12 protein-coding genes and 2 tRNA genes are annotated in these 15,873 nt (G+C 69.8%); 7 read left to right on the top strand and 7 right to left on the bottom strand.

All coding sequences use genetic code 11. The features are described 5' to 3' along the window. Positions 1 to 17: 17 nt before the first annotated feature. The 4 genes from ACIA8K_RS35035 to ACIA8K_RS35020 form a co-directional block, all read right to left on the bottom strand. A complete protein-coding gene (locus ACIA8K_RS35035; protein ID WP_396067245.1) occupies positions 18 to 962 on the bottom strand; it encodes a polysaccharide lyase family 1 protein in 945 nt (314 codons plus the stop codon). 315 nt (positions 963 to 1,277) lie between these two features. Then, a complete protein-coding gene (locus tag ACIA8K_RS35030; protein ID WP_396067243.1) occupies positions 1,278 to 1,907 on the bottom strand; it encodes a DUF4360 domain-containing protein in 630 nt (209 codons plus the stop codon). A gap of 111 nt (positions 1,908 to 2,018) precedes the next feature. Further along, positions 2,019 to 2,657, bottom strand: a complete 639-nt coding sequence (locus tag ACIA8K_RS35025) for a DUF4360 domain-containing protein (protein ID WP_396067241.1) — start codon at positions 2,655 to 2,657, stop codon at positions 2,019 to 2,021. A gap of 194 nt (positions 2,658 to 2,851) precedes the next feature. Then, entirely contained in the window at positions 2,852 to 3,667 is an 816-nt protein-coding gene (locus tag ACIA8K_RS35020) for a 3-methyladenine DNA glycosylase (RefSeq protein WP_396067239.1), read from the bottom strand. A 17-nt stretch (positions 3,668 to 3,684) separates the two neighbouring features. Between ACIA8K_RS35020 and ACIA8K_RS35015 the strand changes: the two genes are divergently transcribed. From ACIA8K_RS35015 to ACIA8K_RS35000, 4 genes are all read left to right on the top strand, one after another. Further along, entirely contained in the window at positions 3,685 to 4,137 is a 453-nt protein-coding gene (locus ACIA8K_RS35015; RefSeq protein ID WP_396067237.1) for a GNAT family N-acetyltransferase, read from the top strand. Between the two features lie 10 nt (positions 4,138 to 4,147). After that, complete coding sequence (locus tag ACIA8K_RS35010; RefSeq protein WP_396067234.1) at positions 4,148 to 4,951, top strand: fumarylacetoacetate hydrolase family protein; 804 nt, start codon at positions 4,148 to 4,150, stop codon at positions 4,949 to 4,951. A gap of 110 nt (positions 4,952 to 5,061) precedes the next feature. Continuing rightward, a tRNA-Gln gene (locus tag ACIA8K_RS35005) sits at positions 5,062 to 5,133 on the top strand. A gap of 154 nt (positions 5,134 to 5,287) precedes the next feature. After that, positions 5,288 to 5,360 (top strand) — tRNA-Glu (locus tag ACIA8K_RS35000). Between the two features lie 3,682 nt (positions 5,361 to 9,042). Here ACIA8K_RS35000 and ACIA8K_RS34995 read toward each other — a convergent pair. Next, positions 9,043 to 9,729 (bottom strand): IclR family transcriptional regulator, encoded by a 687-nt coding sequence (locus tag ACIA8K_RS34995; RefSeq protein WP_033343917.1) that lies wholly within the window; start codon positions 9,727 to 9,729, stop codon positions 9,043 to 9,045. 49 nt (positions 9,730 to 9,778) lie between these two features. Between ACIA8K_RS34995 and leuC the strand changes: the two genes are divergently transcribed. The 3 genes from leuC to ACIA8K_RS34980 all read left to right on the top strand — a co-directional run bounded on the left by leuC (position 9,779) and on the right by ACIA8K_RS34980 (position 12,806). Further along, positions 9,779 to 11,233 carry a 3-isopropylmalate dehydratase large subunit gene (gene leuC, locus ACIA8K_RS34990; RefSeq protein ID WP_396067232.1) on the top strand — a complete coding sequence of 485 codons (1,455 nt, stop codon included), beginning with the start codon at positions 9,779 to 9,781 and terminating at the stop codon, positions 11,231 to 11,233. Positions 11,234 to 11,247: 14 nt separating this feature from the next. After that, a complete protein-coding gene (gene leuD / locus ACIA8K_RS34985; RefSeq protein WP_396067229.1) occupies positions 11,248 to 11,856 on the top strand; it encodes a 3-isopropylmalate dehydratase small subunit in 609 nt (202 codons plus the stop codon). Between the two features lie 251 nt (positions 11,857 to 12,107). Next, on the top strand, positions 12,108 to 12,806 hold the full coding sequence (locus ACIA8K_RS34980; RefSeq protein ID WP_396067227.1) for an HU family DNA-binding protein: 699 nt from the start codon (positions 12,108 to 12,110) through the stop codon (positions 12,804 to 12,806). A gap of 593 nt (positions 12,807 to 13,399) precedes the next feature. Here the strand turns inward: ACIA8K_RS34980 and ACIA8K_RS34975 are convergent. Then, positions 13,400 to 14,332, bottom strand: a complete 933-nt coding sequence (locus ACIA8K_RS34975) for an NUDIX domain-containing protein (RefSeq protein ID WP_396067225.1) — start codon at positions 14,330 to 14,332, stop codon at positions 13,400 to 13,402. Next, positions 14,320 to 15,852 (bottom strand): CHAD domain-containing protein, encoded by a 1,533-nt coding sequence (locus ACIA8K_RS34970; RefSeq protein WP_396067223.1) that lies wholly within the window; start codon positions 15,850 to 15,852, stop codon positions 14,320 to 14,322. The genes ACIA8K_RS34975 and ACIA8K_RS34970 overlap by 13 nt, the downstream gene beginning before the upstream one ends. Positions 15,853 to 15,873 lie beyond the last annotated feature (21 nt).

Genomic DNA, 15,873 nt, shown 5'->3' with positions numbered 1-15,873 from the left:
ACCACCCGAACGGTGTGTCAGATCCGGCCGTAGCCGGCGCCGGCCCGGACCAGGGACGGCACGGACGAGGGCGCGTCAAGCGTGTACACGTAGTAGGTGGACGGTTCGACCACAGTGCCGGCGACCTCGGGCGTGCCGGAGTTCACAAGGACGTTGTTTCGCGCCACCGCCCGGCCGGGGCCGGAATCGGCGTACCCGCTCGCGGAGTAGAGCGGATGCGGCACATTCTCGAAGTAGTTGCCCTCGACGACCAGCCCGGCGTTCTCGGTGGAGGCGGCGCCGTACGACGCGTTGTTCAGGAAGTAGTTGTTGTAGACGTGCACCGGCTCGCCGAACCGGACCCGCGGGTGCCGCTGGACGCTGTTGTCGAACCAGTTGTGGTGGATGCTGACCTTCAGGTGGCCCACGTCAGTGCTCGCCGCGCCGTCCGAGTGGCTGATCAGCATGGATTTGTCCGAGTGGTCGAAGTGATTCCAGCTGACGGTGACGAAGTCGGCGCCGCGGACGATGTCGACCGACCCGTCCACCGCACCGCGGAACGTGTTGTGGTCGATCCAGATGTGGTGCGACTCCTGCCCGACGTTTACCGCGTCATCCTCCGCGTTCGTGAAGAGCAGGTTCCGCACGATCACGTTTGACGACCTGTAGAAGTCCAGCCCGCCGCCGTCGATGTGCCCGCCGGTCCCGACGCCGATGATCGTCTTGTTCGGGCGTACCCCCTGCTTGCTGGTGATCTCGATCAGCCCGTTAACCCGGATGATCAACGGCCCGACCGTGTCGATGTACTCAAGAAACTGGTCCGCGTTCGTCGCCGTGACCGTGGGGCCGCCCGCGCCACCTGTGGTACCGCTACCCAGCGAGGCGAATCCGGTGGGAGCGGGGTCGGCGGCACGCGCCGCCCCGGGGAGCGCGAGTGCGAGCGGGGTGGCCGCGGCGGCGGTCAGGATGGTGCGGCGTCGCATGGTCTGCCTCTCGGTCGAGAATTCGCGGCACGGCGATGCGCCGGGCCGATCCTCGGGTGGCAGACCCCTCGGTGTCCGCGCCGAACGTTACGCGCGGCAAACCATCGAAGTCAATCTATAAGAAACCCACAACAGAAGAAGCAGATTTCCCGCTTTCGCCGGGGTGCGGTCCGCATGCTCCCGCGGGCAACGGTCGTCGCTGGCGCTCCTCCCTGCACGATCCGTGGCCGCACGAGCGAAGACCCGCACCGGTGCCGCCGCCGCAGGCCGTGTCATCGGCCCGCGGCGGCGGTCTGGGTCAGGCGAGGCGTCCGGTCAGCAGTCCAGCCACTTGAGCTGGAACGTGGTCTTGAACTTGCCGTCGGTCGTGTGCTGGAAGATGCTGCTCTCCTGCTTCTTCGCCTTCGGCGTGTTGGCCTTCACGCCGAGCTCGAGCTTGGCGTTGAGTCGCGCCGTCGAACCACACGGGTGGGGTTCCAGGTTGACCTTCTGGAGGACGTCCTCGAACGTCCAGGGCCCATTGAACGGGCCGTCGAGGTCGCTCTGGGCGATTGCGCCGCTCGACTCACCGGTCCAGTAGTAGGAGGCCCGCTGGTAGGCCGATGCGTCCTGCACCACGTCCGCGGAGCCGCGGTGGGTGATTCCCACGATCGTGTACGTGAGGCCCGGGGGGACGTCGACGTCGATGTTGAGCTGGCAGAACTTCTCGCGGTCCTTTGGCTTCGAGCCCGGGCCGTCCCAGGCGTAGAAGTCGTCGTAGATGACCGTGAACAGGTTGTCGCCCGCGGTGATCACCGTCGTCGAGCCCGCCGGGCAACCCGATCCGCCGGCCTCGACGGCCTGCACCGTGAACTGGTCGGGCCCGGTGGCCGCGCTCGCGGCCGGGGCGGGCAGGAGGCCGAGCATCGTGAGTGACAGGCCGGTGGCCAGTAGAGCCTTGCGCATTGTGAATTCCCATCATGTGTCCGGCGGGTGGAACCCGGCGGATGAGCCTTTACGAGATAATCGTTTCCTTGCCTATTCGCCGCCCACGTTCCGCTGTTCCGGAACGTCGGATCAGCAGCTTCTCCAGGACACCCGGTAGGCGGCCGGAGCATTTCCCGGACCGCCCACCGACATGGTGCTGATCCGGCTCCGGTCCGCGCCGGAACGAACCGACACCTCGGTCTTGATGTTGAGGTTCGCGGCCGAGCCGCAGGGCGCCCAGCCGACCCGCTTGATGCCGATCGAGTCGGCCGCGGTCCACGCCGTGTCACGCGGGCCCTTCAGGCTCTTGGCGTAGGTCCCGGTCTTCGGATCGCCGGACCAGTAGAAGCTGAACCGGGCCGTGCCGACCGCGCCGCTCGCCAGTTGCGCGCGACCGCTCTGCTCGACCCTGCCGAGCGTCCAGGTCCATCCCCGGGCCGCACGGACGGAGATCACGAGCTGGCAGAACCTGCTGCGGTCGGCGATCGTCGCCGAGCCGCCGGCCCGCGCGGTGACGCCCGGGCCCTGGAGGGAGAACGTGGCCGGATCCTTCGTGCCCTGTGCCGTGATCACGGGGCGCCCCGGGCACCCGGACCCGCCGGCGGACACCACTGTCGCGGAGACTGCCCCTGGCGGTCGTGCTGCGGCACGCTCGGTGACGGGGCCCGCCGAGGACCCCCCGAGCAGCAGGACTGTCGCAGTCCCGGCTGCCGCAATGATGGAATGCATTGGAATACCCCCTCGGCCCTCATTGCGATGACTTTTTGTCTGCATCATGAAGGCAATGAACGCATCGCGCAGAATCGCGTCGACGTCCCTTGGGGAAATGTAAAGTCCGCCCTATTCCCGGGCTGAGGGATTTCCTGAAGACTGGCCCTTCGGACCGTTCTCCGCAATTCCGGCCCAGGTGCTCGGCGGCCGTGTTAAAAGCGCGGCAACGCGTCTATGGCATCGATCAGGCGGGCCCGCAACGGCCGGGCGCGTTCGGTGAACCCACGCTGGGCGGCGGCGTACTCGGCGCGGCCCTCAGGCGTCTCCACCCGCACCGGCGGATAGCCCAGGTCGGCCAGGTCGTACGGGCTGGCCCGCATGTCCAGGCTGCGGATGTCGTAGGCCAGCGCGAACGCGTCCGCGACCAGTTCTGACTCGACGAGCGGGCCGAGCTTGTACGCCCACTTGTAGACGTCCATGTTCGCGTGCAGACAGCCGGGCTGTTCCAGCTCGGACTGGCGCTCGCGGCTGGGCTGCAACAGGTTCAGCGGCCGGGCCGGCCCGGTGAAGAACCGGAAGGCGTCGAAGTGGCTGCACCGCACGCCCCGCTCCTCGACCACCGCCGCCGTGTCGTCAGGTGAGAGCCGCAGCGGCCACGCGTTGTGCCGCACCTCGTCCTGCGTCTGCCGGTAGACCATCGCCCACTCGTGCATGCCGAAGCAGCCGTAGTGCGCGGTCCGGCCCGCGGTCGCCGCGAGCAGCCCGCGGATCCAGGCAACCGACTCCCCGCGCTTCGCCAGAAACGCCTCCGCGTCGAACGCGGGCCCGTTCTCCAGGACCACGCCGGCGCCGGGCTGCCAGTGCCGCAGCCGCGCCGGGCGGTGCGAGTAGTACGAGAAGAGGAAGTCCAGCACCGGGTGTTTGATGCCCCGGCGGCGGCGCTCCAGGTGGGGCACGATCCAGGCATCGACGCGCGCCTCGTGGGCTGCCTGGCGGGCGCGCCAGGTCTGCTCGTCGAGAAGGGGCATGGGCCAAGCGTAGGACGATGGTGCGCATGCAGATGAGACGGGCCGTGGCGGCCGACCTTCCGGCGATCGTGGAGTTGCTTGCGGATGACGGACTGGGCCGGGGGCGGGAGTCGGTGGCGGACCTCACGCCGTACCGCCGCGCGTTTGAGGTTCTGGACCGGGATCCGGCGCAACTGCTGGCCGTGGCGGAGGTCGACGGTGTGATCGTGGGCACGGTGCAGCTCACCGTGATTCCGGGGTTGTCGCAGCGGGGGAGGACGCGGGGACTCGTGGAAGCGGTGCGGATCGCGTCGGGCCGGCGGGGGCAGGGGCTGGGCGAGGAGCTGATGCGCTGGGTGATCGGGGAGGCGAAGGAGCAGGGCTGCGATCTGGTGCAGCTGACCTCGAACGCGGTCCGCCGTGACGCGCATCGCTTCTACGAGCGGCTCGGCTTCGCGCCCAGCCACGTCGGTTTCAAGCTGGAGATTTAGAGTTCCAGGCATGCGCTTTGCTCGTTTCGTTCACGCCGGTGGTGTGTCGTTCGGAGTGGTCGAGGGCGAGGCCGGTGCCGGCCTCGCCGGACTGACCGTCGCCGAGATCGACCGGACGCCCTTCGAACCGGTGACGTTCACCAACCGCCGGTGGGCCCTGCCCGACGTCCACCTGCTCGCCCCGATCTTCTCCAGCAAGGTGATCGGCATCGGCCGCAACTACGCCGATCACGCCGCCGAGCTGGGCAACGCGGTTCCCAAGGAGCCGCTGATGTTCCTGAAGCCGTCGTCCTCGGTGATCGGCCCGAACGACACGATCCGGCTTCCCGTGCAGTCCCAGCAGGTCGAGCACGAGGCCGAGCTGGCCATCGTGATCGGCGGTACCGGCCCGGTCAGCCGGATCGACCGCAAGGACGCCGAAAAGGTGATCTTCGGCTACACCTGCGCGAACGACGTCACGGCCCGCGACCTGCAGAAGAAGGACGTGCAGTTCACCCGCGCGAAGGGCTTCGACTCGTTCTGCCCGGTCGGGCCGTGGATCGAGACCCGGCTGGACGTGTCGGACCTGGAGGTCCGCTGCGAGGTGGGCCGCGGCAACGAGGTCCCCGAGGTCCGCCAGCTGGGCCGTACCAAGGACATGATCTTCGACGTGCCGTCCCTGGTGTCCTACGTCTCGCACGTGATGTCGCTGCTTCCCGGCGACCTCATCCTCACCGGCACGCCGGCCGGCGTCTCCACCATCACGGACGGTGATGTCGTCACCGTCCGCGTCGAGGGCATCGGCGAGCTGATCAACCCGGTCGCATCGCGCTGACCAGGGTCGGAGCCCCGCCCGGCGATATGTCCAAACGCCGGGCGGTGGCCCGATTTGGCGGGCAACATGGGTTCAGGTAAAGTTCTTTCCGGCGCTGCAAGCAGTGCCGATGGGGTATGGGGTAATTGGCAGCCCAACTGATTCTGGTTCAGTTAGTCTAGGTTCGAGTCCTGGTACCCCAGCGTTGTCGCCCGACAGGGCGGCGGTGCTGGATCTGGTAAGGTTCCACACCGTTGCTTCCTGAAGGCGACGAGGCAAGACAGACCGGCCGAGTAGCCAACTCGGAGGCCTGGTAAGATGGAAAGCGCAAGATCAAGTAACACAAAGCATGTCCGAGGTCCCGTCGTCTAGTGGCCCAGGACGCCGCCCTCTCAAGGCGGTAGCGTGGGTTCGAATCCCATCGGGACTACAGACGAAGCCCGTCTCGCAGCAGCGAGGCGGGCTTCTTCCTTTGTCCCATATTTCCCGACCGCGCGCCGGCCCGATGCCAGTTCCCACAATTTCCTCCCCCGGACGCCGCAAGAGCGATCACACCCGGCAGATCATTTTCCCGCTCCCGTCGTGGCCCGGCCCGCACGCTCCCGCGGGCACCGGTCGGCCCCCAGGGGGCCTCCCTTCCGGTCCCCGGGTGCTCCCTCCCGGCCTCCTTCCGCCTTGGTGATCCGACGCCGCCGTAGCGCTCTCGCGGCGACCGACACCGTGCGGCTGCCACGTCAGCGGCAGGGCGGTCTCCGCTTGGCGGTCGCAAGAATCAGCGCCGGCGCCTGAGGTCTCGGGGGTGGTTCCGGTGGGTCGGGCTGTTGCGGGAGCGCGGTGCGGGGCGACTACCACGTCAGCGCGGCCGGCCGGGGCAGCGGCGGCCGCCGGGGGCAGTGGCGGCAGGGCAGTCGCAAGAACCCGCACCGAAAGCCAGAAGCCTCGCGAGAGGACCCGGCAGCTCAGGACCCTTGCGGGAACGCGGGTGCGCGGCGCGATTACCACGTCCGCGGCGGCCGGGGCGGTCGCAAGTACCGGCATCGAAGCCGGAAGTTTCGCCGGTGGTTCCGGTTAGTCAGGGCTGTTGCGGAGTGGGGGTGTGGCGCGGCTGCCGCGTCAGTGGCGGTTGGGCGGGGCGGGTTCCAGCTGGGCGGTCGCAAGAACTGGCATCGAAGCCGGAGTTCTCGCCGGTGGTTCCGGCAGGTCCGGGCTCTTGCGGGAGCATGGGTAGGGCGCGGCCACCACGTCAATGGCAGCCGAGTGGGGCGGGTTCCAGCCGGGTGGTCGCAAGAACCGGCATCGAAGCCGGAGTTCTCGCCGGTGGTTCCGGTTGGTCGGGGCTGTTGCGAAGCGCGGATGGGGCGCGGCTACGGCGTCAATCGCAGTTGGTCGGGGCGGCAGCGGTCGGGTGGTCGCAAGAACTGGCATCGAAGCCGGAGTTCTCGCCGGTGGTTCCGGCAGGTCAGGGCTGTTGCGAAGCGCGGATGGGGCGCGGCTACCACGTCAATGCCAGTCGCGCGGGGCGGTCCCAGCTGGGCGGTCGTAAGAACCGGCACTGAAGCCGGAAGCCTTGCGCGTGGTCCCGAGGGGTCAGGGCTCTTGCGGAGGGCCGTGTAGGACGCGGCTGCCGCCTCAGCGGCGGGCTGCTGGGCCGTCACAGCGTCATTGGCTCCCAAGGCCGGCTTCGATGCCGGAAGTCCCACAGTGGGCAAGCCGATCGAGGCCCTCCGGGATCGTCTCAGTCCGCATCTTGACGGTCGAGCACCACCTCATCCGATATGTCGGATAAAACCTCACCCGCCACCTGCTCGAGGTGAGGTCTCAAGATCCTTGCGGCTCTGGTGGCCCTTATTTCTGTCCGATAAGGGCCACCAGAGCCGCAAGGATCTTGCATCCCGAGAGATGAACGCCGATTCCCAGATTTCGGGCGGCGTCGCGGGCGATCCGCAGATCTGAGCGCTGTGCGGCCGGGATCTCACCCCAGCCCTCCGCGCGAAGAGGTGACACGCCGCAGCGGAACCTTCCGAGTGATCTATATGCGCGAAGAGCGTGCGAAAGCTGGCAAGCGGAGGTCTCGCCGTCTGTCCCAGGAAGCCGGCAAGGTCGCCAGACCAGCGTGCGTCGGCGCGCGCCGGGTGCCGGGCACCGTGGGTCCCCTATTGCGCCGGGCATCGTGGGTGAAGCCAGCGCCGTAGGCGCAGCAACGAATTCTGGCGACAGAGGACGCGAAATGTAGAAATTCGGGAGCGCGAGGCGCCCGGCCCGCTTGGGTTCCGGCTCCAGCTCCAGCTCCAGCGAATCGCAAAGCCGAGATCAGCGACATCTCCGCGACAGTCCAGCTTCGGCGCCGGTGCCGGTGCCACCAGCCGCGCAAGCCGCAGCTGACGCCGTCGGGTGCAGTTGACGCGGTAGCCACGCCCATCGGCGCTTCCGTAAGAGTCCCGACCTACGGAACCACCCGCGAGGCTTCCGGCTTCGGTGCCGGTTCTTGCGACCGCCCAGCTGGGACCGTCCCGGCCGACCGCCGCTGAGGCGGCAGCCGTGCCCTAGACGGCCTTCCGTAGGAGTCTGAACCGGCTTCGGTGCCGGTTCTTGCGACCACCCCGGCCGTTGCTGCCCTGGCTGGCCGCCGCTGACGCGGCAGTCGCGCTGCATGCGCGTTTCCGGAAGGGCCCTGAGCTGCCGGGCCTCCGCGAGGCTTTTGGCTTCGGTGCCGGTTCTTGCGACTGCCTCGGCCGTCGCTGCCCTGGCCGGCGGCCGCTGACGTGGTAGTCGCGCCGCATGCGCGTTTCCGCAAGGGCCCTGGGCTACCGGGGCCTCCGCGAGGCTTCTGGCTTCGGTGGCGGTTCTTGCGATCGCCTGGCCGTCGCTACCCCTGGCTGGCCGTCGCTGACGTGGTAACTGCGCCGCACCCGCGTTTCCGCAAGGGCCCTGACCTGCCGGGCCCTCCGCGAGGCTTCTGGCTTCGGTGGCGGTTCTTGCGACTGCCTCGGCTGCCGCTGCTGCTGCGGTATTCGCGCCGCACCGGCGTTCCCGTAAAGCCCTGACCTGGCGGAATCACCTGCGAGGCTTCCGGCTTTCGTGTCGGTTCTTGGGATTGTCCCGGCCGTTGCCGCCCTGGCTGCGCGCCGCTGATGCGGTAGCCGCGCCACACCCGTGTTCCCGCAACAGCATCGGCCTATCGGAACCGCGCGAGGCCTCCGTTCGGTGCCGGTTCGCGACCGTCGAACTGGGACCGCAAGCGCTGGCCGCCGCTGGCGCGACAGCGTCGGAGGTTCGCAGCTCGACGATGTGACGGGCTTCGGGACGGCGCTCCGGCGGAGTCGGATCGCCCATCGCGGAAGGAGGCCGGGCTTGTGGGCGGGAGCACCGGGGACCGGAAGGAAGGCCCTCGCGGGGCCGATCGGTGCCCACTGCTGCTCAGCATATTTTGATCTTGGAGTGGACCGGGTCGGGCCGTAGGCCTGTGGCCGGTGCGGATGCACTTCTGCCTGGTCCGGCGGGCAGGGCGCAGATGCAGGTGGGCGTTGCTGAGATTTAGGGCTCAGGGTCTATGTCCGGCGAGACCGTTGAGCCCGTCGACCGGAGATGGATCTTCCGCTATGCGGGATTCAAGATCCTTGTTTTGCTCATGGTCCTTTGCGCCGCTGGGAAAGGACCGTGAGCAAAACAAGGATCTTGACCCTCCTTGGCTACTCCGGCGGCCAGGTGCTTATGAGATGACATTTCCGGTGCCGGGGTGGGGTGCGGAGCATGCCGCTCCTGATCTGACCCGCGGGACGTACTGACCTTCGGGATGCATCGCCGAGCTAGTCGGGCCACTACCGACTTTTGCGGTCGAGGCCCGCCCCCACGGACCGGCCGAGGTGCGTCGCGCCCGAAAGTGCGTGATTCAGCGGGCTGCGGCATCGGACCGCCCAGGGTGGAAGAAGGTCAGGAGCACCCGGAGACCGGAAGGGAGGCCCCCTCGGGGCCGACCGGTGCCCGCGGGAGCGTGCGGGCCGGACCACGACGGAAGCGGGAAAATGCCATTTCCGCGCAGCGGTGTTTGTCAGCCAAATGTGGCGAGACGCCGCCCACGTCGCCGGAATGAACGACGTGGGCGGCGGAGGAAATCAGAGTCCGGAGAGCCGCTGGCCTGCCCGGACCACGGCCATCGCGTGCCGGTCGCCCGGCCGGCGGCCGAGTCGCTCGATCGGGCCGGAGATGCTTACCGCGGCGATGACCCGTCCGGTGCGGTCGCGGATCGGCGCGGAGACGCTTGCCACGCCGGCTTCGCGCTCGGCCACGCTCTGTGCCCAGCCGCGGCGGCGGACCTCGGCCAGGGTGCGGCCGGTGAACTTGCAGCGGGGCAGCAGCGGCATCACGGCCTCCGGCGGTTCCCAGGCCAGCAGGATCTGTGCGGCGGAGCCGGCCGTCATCGGGAGCACGGAGCCGACGGGCACGGTGTCCCGCAGGCCGCTTGCGCGTTCGGCGGCGGCGACGCAGAGGCGTTCGTCCGCGCGGCGCAGGTAGAGCTGGGCGCTTTCGCCTGTCGCGTCGCGCAGCGCGGCCATCAGGGGCTCGGCGGCGGTGAGCAGTACGTCGGGTGCGGCGTTGGCGAGTTCGCCGAGTCGCGGCCCGGGGCGCCAGCGGCCCTGGGTGTCACGGACCAGCATCCGGTGGATTTCCAACGCCTGCGCCAACCTGTGTGCCGTAGCCCTTGGCAGTTTGGTGCGCTCGACGAGTTCGGCCAGGCTGGCGCCGTCGACACAGGCGGCCAGGATGACCACCGCCTTGTCGAGAACGCCGACACCGCTCATACTGTGTCCCACAAGCCGAAACATACCTCCCAGAATTTAGGATGTCCAGATGGTGGGAGCCAATCCACAACCCGCTTCTCCGCGGACCCTGGCCGAGAAGGTCTGGGACGCCCACGTGGTGCGATCCGCCGAGGGTGAGCCCGATCTGCTATTCATCGACCTCCATCTCCTGCACGAGGTGACCAGCCCGCAGGCGTTCGATGGACTGCGTCTCGCCGGGCGCCAGGTGCGGCGTCCCGACCTCACGCTGGCGACAGAGGACCACAACACCCCGACGGGGTACGACGACACGTCCTTCAACGCCCGGCGCGGCGACCTGATGACGATCCTCGACCCGACCTCGCGCACGCAGATCGAGACGCTCCGCAAGAACTGTGCGGAGTTCGGGGTGCGGCTGCACCCGCTCGGCCACGAGCAGCAGGGCATCGTGCACGTGATCGGGCCGCAGCTCGGCCTGACCCAGCCCGGCCTGACGATGGTCTGCGGCGACTCGCACACGGCCACGCACGGCGCGTTCGGCGCGCTGGCGTTCGGCATCGGTACAAGCGAGGTCGAGCACGTGCTCGCCACCCAGACGCTGCCGCAGGCCCGGCCGAAGACGATGGCCGTGACAGTGGTGGGCGACCTCAAGCCCGGCGTCACGGCGAAGGACCTGGTGCTGGCGTTGATCACCCAGGTCGGTACCGGCGGCGGCCGTGGCCACATCGTGGAGTACCGCGGCGAGGCCATCCGCAAGCTCTCCATGGAGGGCCGGATGACCATCTGCAACATGTCCATCGAGTGGGGCGCCAAGGCCGGCATGATCGCGCCGGACGAGACCACGTTCGAGTACCTGCGGACCCGGCAGTACGCGCCGACCGGCACCTCCTGGATCGAGGCGGTCGACTACTGGCGGAGCCTGGCCACCGACGACGGTGCGGTCTTCGACACCGAGGTGATCCTTGATGCGGCCGCGATCACCCCGTTCGTGACCTGGGGGACCAACCCCGGCCAGGGTGTGGCGCTGAGCGGCGTGGTGCCGAGCCCCGACGACTTCGCCGGTGAGAACGAGCGGGCCGCGGCCGAGCGGGCGCTTGAGTACATGGACCTCACTCCCGGCACCCCGTTACGCGAGATCCCGGTGGACGTTGTGTTCGTTGGCTCGTGCACGAACGGGCGACTGGAGGACCTTCGCGCCGCGGCCGAGGTGCTGCAGGGGCACCGGGTCCACGACGGTGTGCGCATGATGATCGTCCCCGGCTCCGCGAAGGTGCGGGAGGCGGCCGAGGCGGAGGGGCTGGACAAGGTCTTCACGGAGGCGGGCGCGGAGTGGCGTTTCGCGGGCTGTTCCATGTGTCTGGGCATGAACCCGGACACGTTGAAGCCCGGTGAGCGCTCGGCGTCGACGTCCAACCGGAACTTCGAGGGCCGGCAGGGCAAGGGCGGGCGCACGCATCTGGTGTCGCCGCCGGTTGCCGCCGCCACCGCCGTCAAGGGGCGCCTGGCCGCTCCCGCCGACCTGTAGTCGAAGGAGCACACATGGAAAAGTTCACCGTGCACACCGGCTCCGCGGTTCCGCTGCGGCGCTCCAATGTGGATACGGATCAGATCATTCCCGCGGTGTACCTGAAGAGGGTGACGCGGACCGGGTTCGAGGACGGTCTCTTCAGCGCCTGGCGCGAGGACCCGGCATTCGTGATGAACAATCCCGCCTATTCGTCGGCGTCGATTCTCGTTGCAGGGCCGGACTTCGGCACCGGCTCGTCGCGCGAACACGCGGTGTGGGCGCTGCACAACTGGGGATTCCGCGCCGTCATCTCGCCCCGCTTCGGCGACATCTTCCGCGGCAACTCGCTCAAGGAAGGGCTGCTTCCGGTCGAGTTGGACCAGGCCGCCGTCGAACGGTTGTGGGACCTGGCCGAACGGGACCCGGCCGCGCAGATCGTTGTCGACCTGGCCGAGCGGCAGGTGCGGGCCGGCGACGACGTCTGGTCGTTCCCGATGGACGACTTCAGCCGCTGGCGCCTGATGGAGGGTCTTGACGACATCGGCCTGACGCTGCGGCACCAGGACGCGATCGCCGCGTACGAGGCGGATCGCCCTTCCTTCAAGCCTTCCCTGGCCGAGTCGGGTATCGGTCAGGGCTGAGTTCGGCCTCGGGTACGCGCCGGAACCAGTCGGCGGAAACCCCGATAACAGCGGGATTCTCACCCCCGCGAGCACCTCGAATCGTTGCCGTCAGGGCGCTTCAGCCCGGCATAGAGGGGCTCGCGGGGGTGATTCCGTTGCGACACAAGGACTTTTTTCCCACGGATGTTTGTATCTGCTGCTCCCAGGGCATACCGTGCGCGCAGAATCATTGTGTAACAGTCCAATCGCTTCATCGGGAGGGAAATCTCGTGAACAAGGCCGAGCTCATCGAGGCGCTCGCGGCTCGCCTGGGAGACAAGAAGACGGCGACGGCGGCACTGGACGCGGTTCTCGCGGAGGTCCAGAACGCGGTCACCAAGGGCGACCGCGTCGCGATCACCGGCTTCGGAGTCTTCGAGAAGCGCGTGCGTGGCGCACGAACAGCCCGCAACCCGCGTACCGGCGAGGCGGTGAAGGTGAAGAAGACGTCCGTCCCGGCCTTCCGGCCCGGCGCCGGCTTCAAGGAGCTGGTCGCCAGCGGCAAGGTGCCGAAGGTGGCCGCCGCCAAGAAGACCACCGCCACGGCCGCCAAGTCGACCGCCACCAAGGCCACCGCGGCGAAATCCGCACCGGCTGCGAAGGCGACCGCCACCAAGGCGACCGCGGCGAAGACCACCACGCCCGCGGCGAAGAAGACCGCAGCGACGAAGGCGACCGCCACCAAGGCCGCCCCCGCCACCGCTACCGCCACCGCCGCGAAGGCGACCGCCACCAAGGCGACGGCGACCAAGACGGCCACCGCGGCCAAGACGGCGCCGGCGGCGAAGAAGACCACCGCCACCGCGGCGAAGAAGACCGCGGCGGCCACCCCGGCCAAGAAGTCCGCGGCGACGAAGAGCACGACCGCGACGAAGTCGGCGGCGAAGAAGGCGCCGGCTGCGAAGAAGACGGTCGCCAAGAAGCGCTGACACAGCAGCGGCCCGCATTCAGGGAAACGCCGAGGGCGCCTCACCCACGATGGTGAGGCGCCCTCGGCGTACCAGGTGGCCCGCGCCGCCGGACGGGCCCAGGCGCTGTGCCGACGTGGGATGCCGGGCTGCGGCGAGGCCGAATGTCCCTCCTGGAACACCCGGACCACCACGCCGAGCGGGTCGCGGGTCGTGCGCACCGCCTTGAACACCACAGACATCACAAGCGCCGCGGGGGTACGGGTGGCAGGCAGCGGATCCGCGACCCAGGCACGCCGCCCGGGTCTGGGTCACCGCGCCGCCGAGCGCCCGCGTGGACCCGCCGTTGATAGACGCCTCCGCCGGAGTCGCCGCGTCCAGCCGCGCTCATCCGCACGTAGACCGGCTGGGAGGCCGGATCCGGCCTCGGGCAGGGGGCGCGGAGTATTCGTCGGTCTCGGGCGGCCTCAGCCGGGTCGAGACGCCGCGCAAGTCCGGAGGCGGCCAACGGGACACGGCACGGCCGGCCCGTCGTCGGGACACGACAGGCTCAGCCCGTCGTCGGGACACGGCACGGCCGGCCCGTCGTCGGGACACGACAGGCCGGCCGGGCGTCAGGAGCGGGACGAGGCCTGGACCACGCGGGAGTCGGACGGCAGCAGCCGGTCGTAGCCGATCAGCCGTTCGCCCGCGAACGCGAGCAGCCAGCCGGTGCCCTTCGGACTGTGGAAGTCGCGGGGCGTGCCGTGCCCGGCCACCTGGCAGAGCGCATCCGGAATAATCTTGCCTTGGCTGCAGACCACTGCGGGCTCCCCGGCTGCGGCAAGCGTCCGGATCCGCTCCGCCGCGACCGCGTGCCGGGCCGCCGGGGTCTCGCCGGAGCGCGGCTCGTCGAACGACGCGTCCACCTCGATCGGCAGGTCCACGGTGGCGGCCAGCGGGGTCAGCGTCTGCTGGCACCGCCGGGGCGACGCGGAGATCAGCCGTTGCGGGCCGATGTGCGCGGCCAGCTCCGCCAGCTCCCGGGCCTCCGCCCCGCCCGCCTCGTCGAGCGGCCGGGCCGAGTCCGCGCCGGGCCAGTCCTCGCGGCGGCCGGCGTGCCCGTGCCGGACCACGGCGAGCACTGTGGTGACCTGGTCCAGGCCGGCGAACGCGTCCACCACCGTGCCGTCGTGCGGGTAGCTGAGCAGCTTGCGCGCCTCCGGCACCGGCAGCCAGCGCAGGTCGTCGACCTCCGAGTTCGGTGTGAACCGGGCGGGGGGCAGGTCCGGGCGGGGGCGCATCGACCAGTACTCCACGAGTTTGGCCGCGTCCCGGGTCTCGTACCGGATGGCGGGCAGCCGCACCTGGGGGACGGCCTGCACGGCCGTCTCCTCGCACACCTCGCGCACGGCCGCGGTGAGCGGGTGCTCGCCCGGGTCGAGTTTGCCCTTCGGCAGCGACCAGTCGTCGTACTTCGGGCGGTGGATCAGGCAGATCTCCGGCCCGTTCGCGGCCGGGCGCCACAGGACGCCGCCGGCCGCGCGCACGGTCTTCAGCGGAGCCAAGCGGTCTTCTTGGGGTGCGCCGCGGTCTCCCAGGCGGCGGGGAACGCGCCGCGGACCGCGTGGATGATCGCGCGCTCCCGCTCGGCCAGCCGGCCGGCGGTCACCGCCATGTCGTGGTCCTCCGGCTTCTCGGCGGAGAGGTGCAGCCAGGTGTCCGCGGCCATCGCCGCGTCCTGGTGCTCGCCGAGCAGGTTCTGCACCTTGGAGAGCGCCTTGCCGAGCGCGGCGGCCTGGCCGCCGAGCACGGGTGCGACCGCCTCGACGGCGTACCGCGCCCGCTTGCCGTTGATCCGCACGCCGTGCCAGCGCTCGTCCGAGTCGCCGGCGTGCAGCTCGGCCGCGCCGGCCGTACCCTTGCCGCCGTTGACAAGCACGTTCCACGGCTGGGAGACCAGCCGGGGCAGCACCTCGCGCGCGGGGCCGTCGGCGGCGGGGGAGAGCTGCGGTTCGCGGGCGGCCTCCACGAGCAGGTCGACAAGCGCGCGGTAACGCGGCGTGCGCAGCGCCGCGTCAAGCGTGGCAAGCGCCTTGTCCTGCCGCTTGACCAGCCGGGCGTCGAGCCGGTTCACGGCCTTGGCGGGAAGCGGCGCCAGCGGGTCGAGCGCCGCGGTCTTGCGCAGCCGGTCGCGCAGCACCTCGGCGTCGCGGGCCGCGCCGAGCACGCCGGCGATCCAGCCGAGTTCGTCGCGGAGCCGGCGGGACCAGGCCGGGTCCACGAGCGCGCCGAACGTGCGCAGGTCGCTGCGGAGTCGCCGGCAGCCGACCCGCATCTGGTGCACGGCCGTGTCGCCGTTCGGCAGTGGTTCGCCGAGCCGGACCAGCGGGTCGTGGGCCAGGATGCGGCCGATGCCGTCCCGGATCGCGGAGGTCACCACGTCACCGGCGGTCGGCGTGTCGGAGAGCGGGCCGGGCGGCACCAGGTCCGGCGCCGCGCTGGCGGCCGCGCCCATCGCGCGGGCGTGCTTGGGCGTGAACGTGCCGGCCGTCGCGCCGGCCTTGACCAGCACCGCCTCGATCTCGTCGAGCAGCGCGGTGTCGCCGTCCGCGCGTTCCACCTCGACCTCGCGGAACGTGGACCGGACCTTGGTGCCGTCAAGCACCTCGACCGTGTCGTCGTCCAGTTCGGCCAGTATGGTGCCGTCCTCGGCCTGCAGCAGGTACGCCCGCCGTGCGCTGCGGACCACCACGGCCGGGTTCAGCCCTTCGCCGCGCGAGTACGGCGTGACGAGTGCGGCCATCTCCTCCGGCGGCGTCTTCGCCTTACGGCCGGGCCGGGAGATCTCGTGCCGGGTGCCGGGCACGTCCGCCGGCAGCTTGACGGTCCACGGCTCGTCGTCGCCCTTACGGAAGCGAAGCGAGACGCCGGCCCGGGCCAGCCGCAGGTCCTCGGTGTCGAAGTAGGTGGCGGTCAGGATCTTGGGTTCCTTGGCGACGACCCGCCCGCCCGAGGGCAGCGCGCCACTCAGGTCGGGCAGGTCGAATTCCGGCGCGACCTCGTACTTGCGTTCTTCCTCAAGCATGGTCGTCACCCTAGCCGCCGA

Source organism: Catenuloplanes sp. NPDC051500 (genome assembly GCF_044454585.1).
Taxonomy (GTDB): domain Bacteria; phylum Actinomycetota; class Actinomycetes; order Mycobacteriales; family Micromonosporaceae; genus Catenuloplanes.
Note: the sequence above shows the minus strand (reverse complement) of the source record. Positions and strands in the feature narration are given on the sequence as shown.

Excerpts from the sequence above, each read along its gene's own strand:
- ACIA8K_RS35015 (WP_396067237.1), top strand. The coding sequence starts at position 3,685 with ATGGTGCGCATGCAGATGAGACGGGCCGTGGCGGCCGACCTTCCGGCG.
- ACIA8K_RS35035 (WP_396067245.1), bottom strand. The coding sequence starts at position 962 with ATGCGACGCCGCACCATCCTGACCGCCGCCGCGGCCACCCCGCTCGCA.
- ACIA8K_RS34995 (WP_033343917.1), bottom strand. The coding sequence starts at position 9,729 with ATGAGCGGTGTCGGCGTTCTCGACAAGGCGGTGGTCATCCTGGCCGCC.
- ACIA8K_RS35020 (WP_396067239.1), bottom strand. The coding sequence starts at position 3,667 with ATGCCCCTTCTCGACGAGCAGACCTGGCGCGCCCGCCAGGCAGCCCAC.
- ACIA8K_RS34970 (WP_396067223.1), bottom strand. The coding sequence starts at position 15,852 with ATGCTTGAGGAAGAACGCAAGTACGAGGTCGCGCCGGAATTCGACCTG.
- ACIA8K_RS35030 (WP_396067243.1), bottom strand. The coding sequence starts at position 1,907 with ATGCGCAAGGCTCTACTGGCCACCGGCCTGTCACTCACGATGCTCGGC.
- ACIA8K_RS35025 (WP_396067241.1), bottom strand. The coding sequence starts at position 2,657 with ATGCATTCCATCATTGCGGCAGCCGGGACTGCGACAGTCCTGCTGCTC.
- leuC (WP_396067232.1), top strand. The coding sequence starts at position 9,779 with ATGGTGGGAGCCAATCCACAACCCGCTTCTCCGCGGACCCTGGCCGAG.
- ACIA8K_RS35010 (WP_396067234.1), top strand. The coding sequence starts at position 4,148 with ATGCGCTTTGCTCGTTTCGTTCACGCCGGTGGTGTGTCGTTCGGAGTG.
- leuD (WP_396067229.1), top strand. The coding sequence starts at position 11,248 with ATGGAAAAGTTCACCGTGCACACCGGCTCCGCGGTTCCGCTGCGGCGC.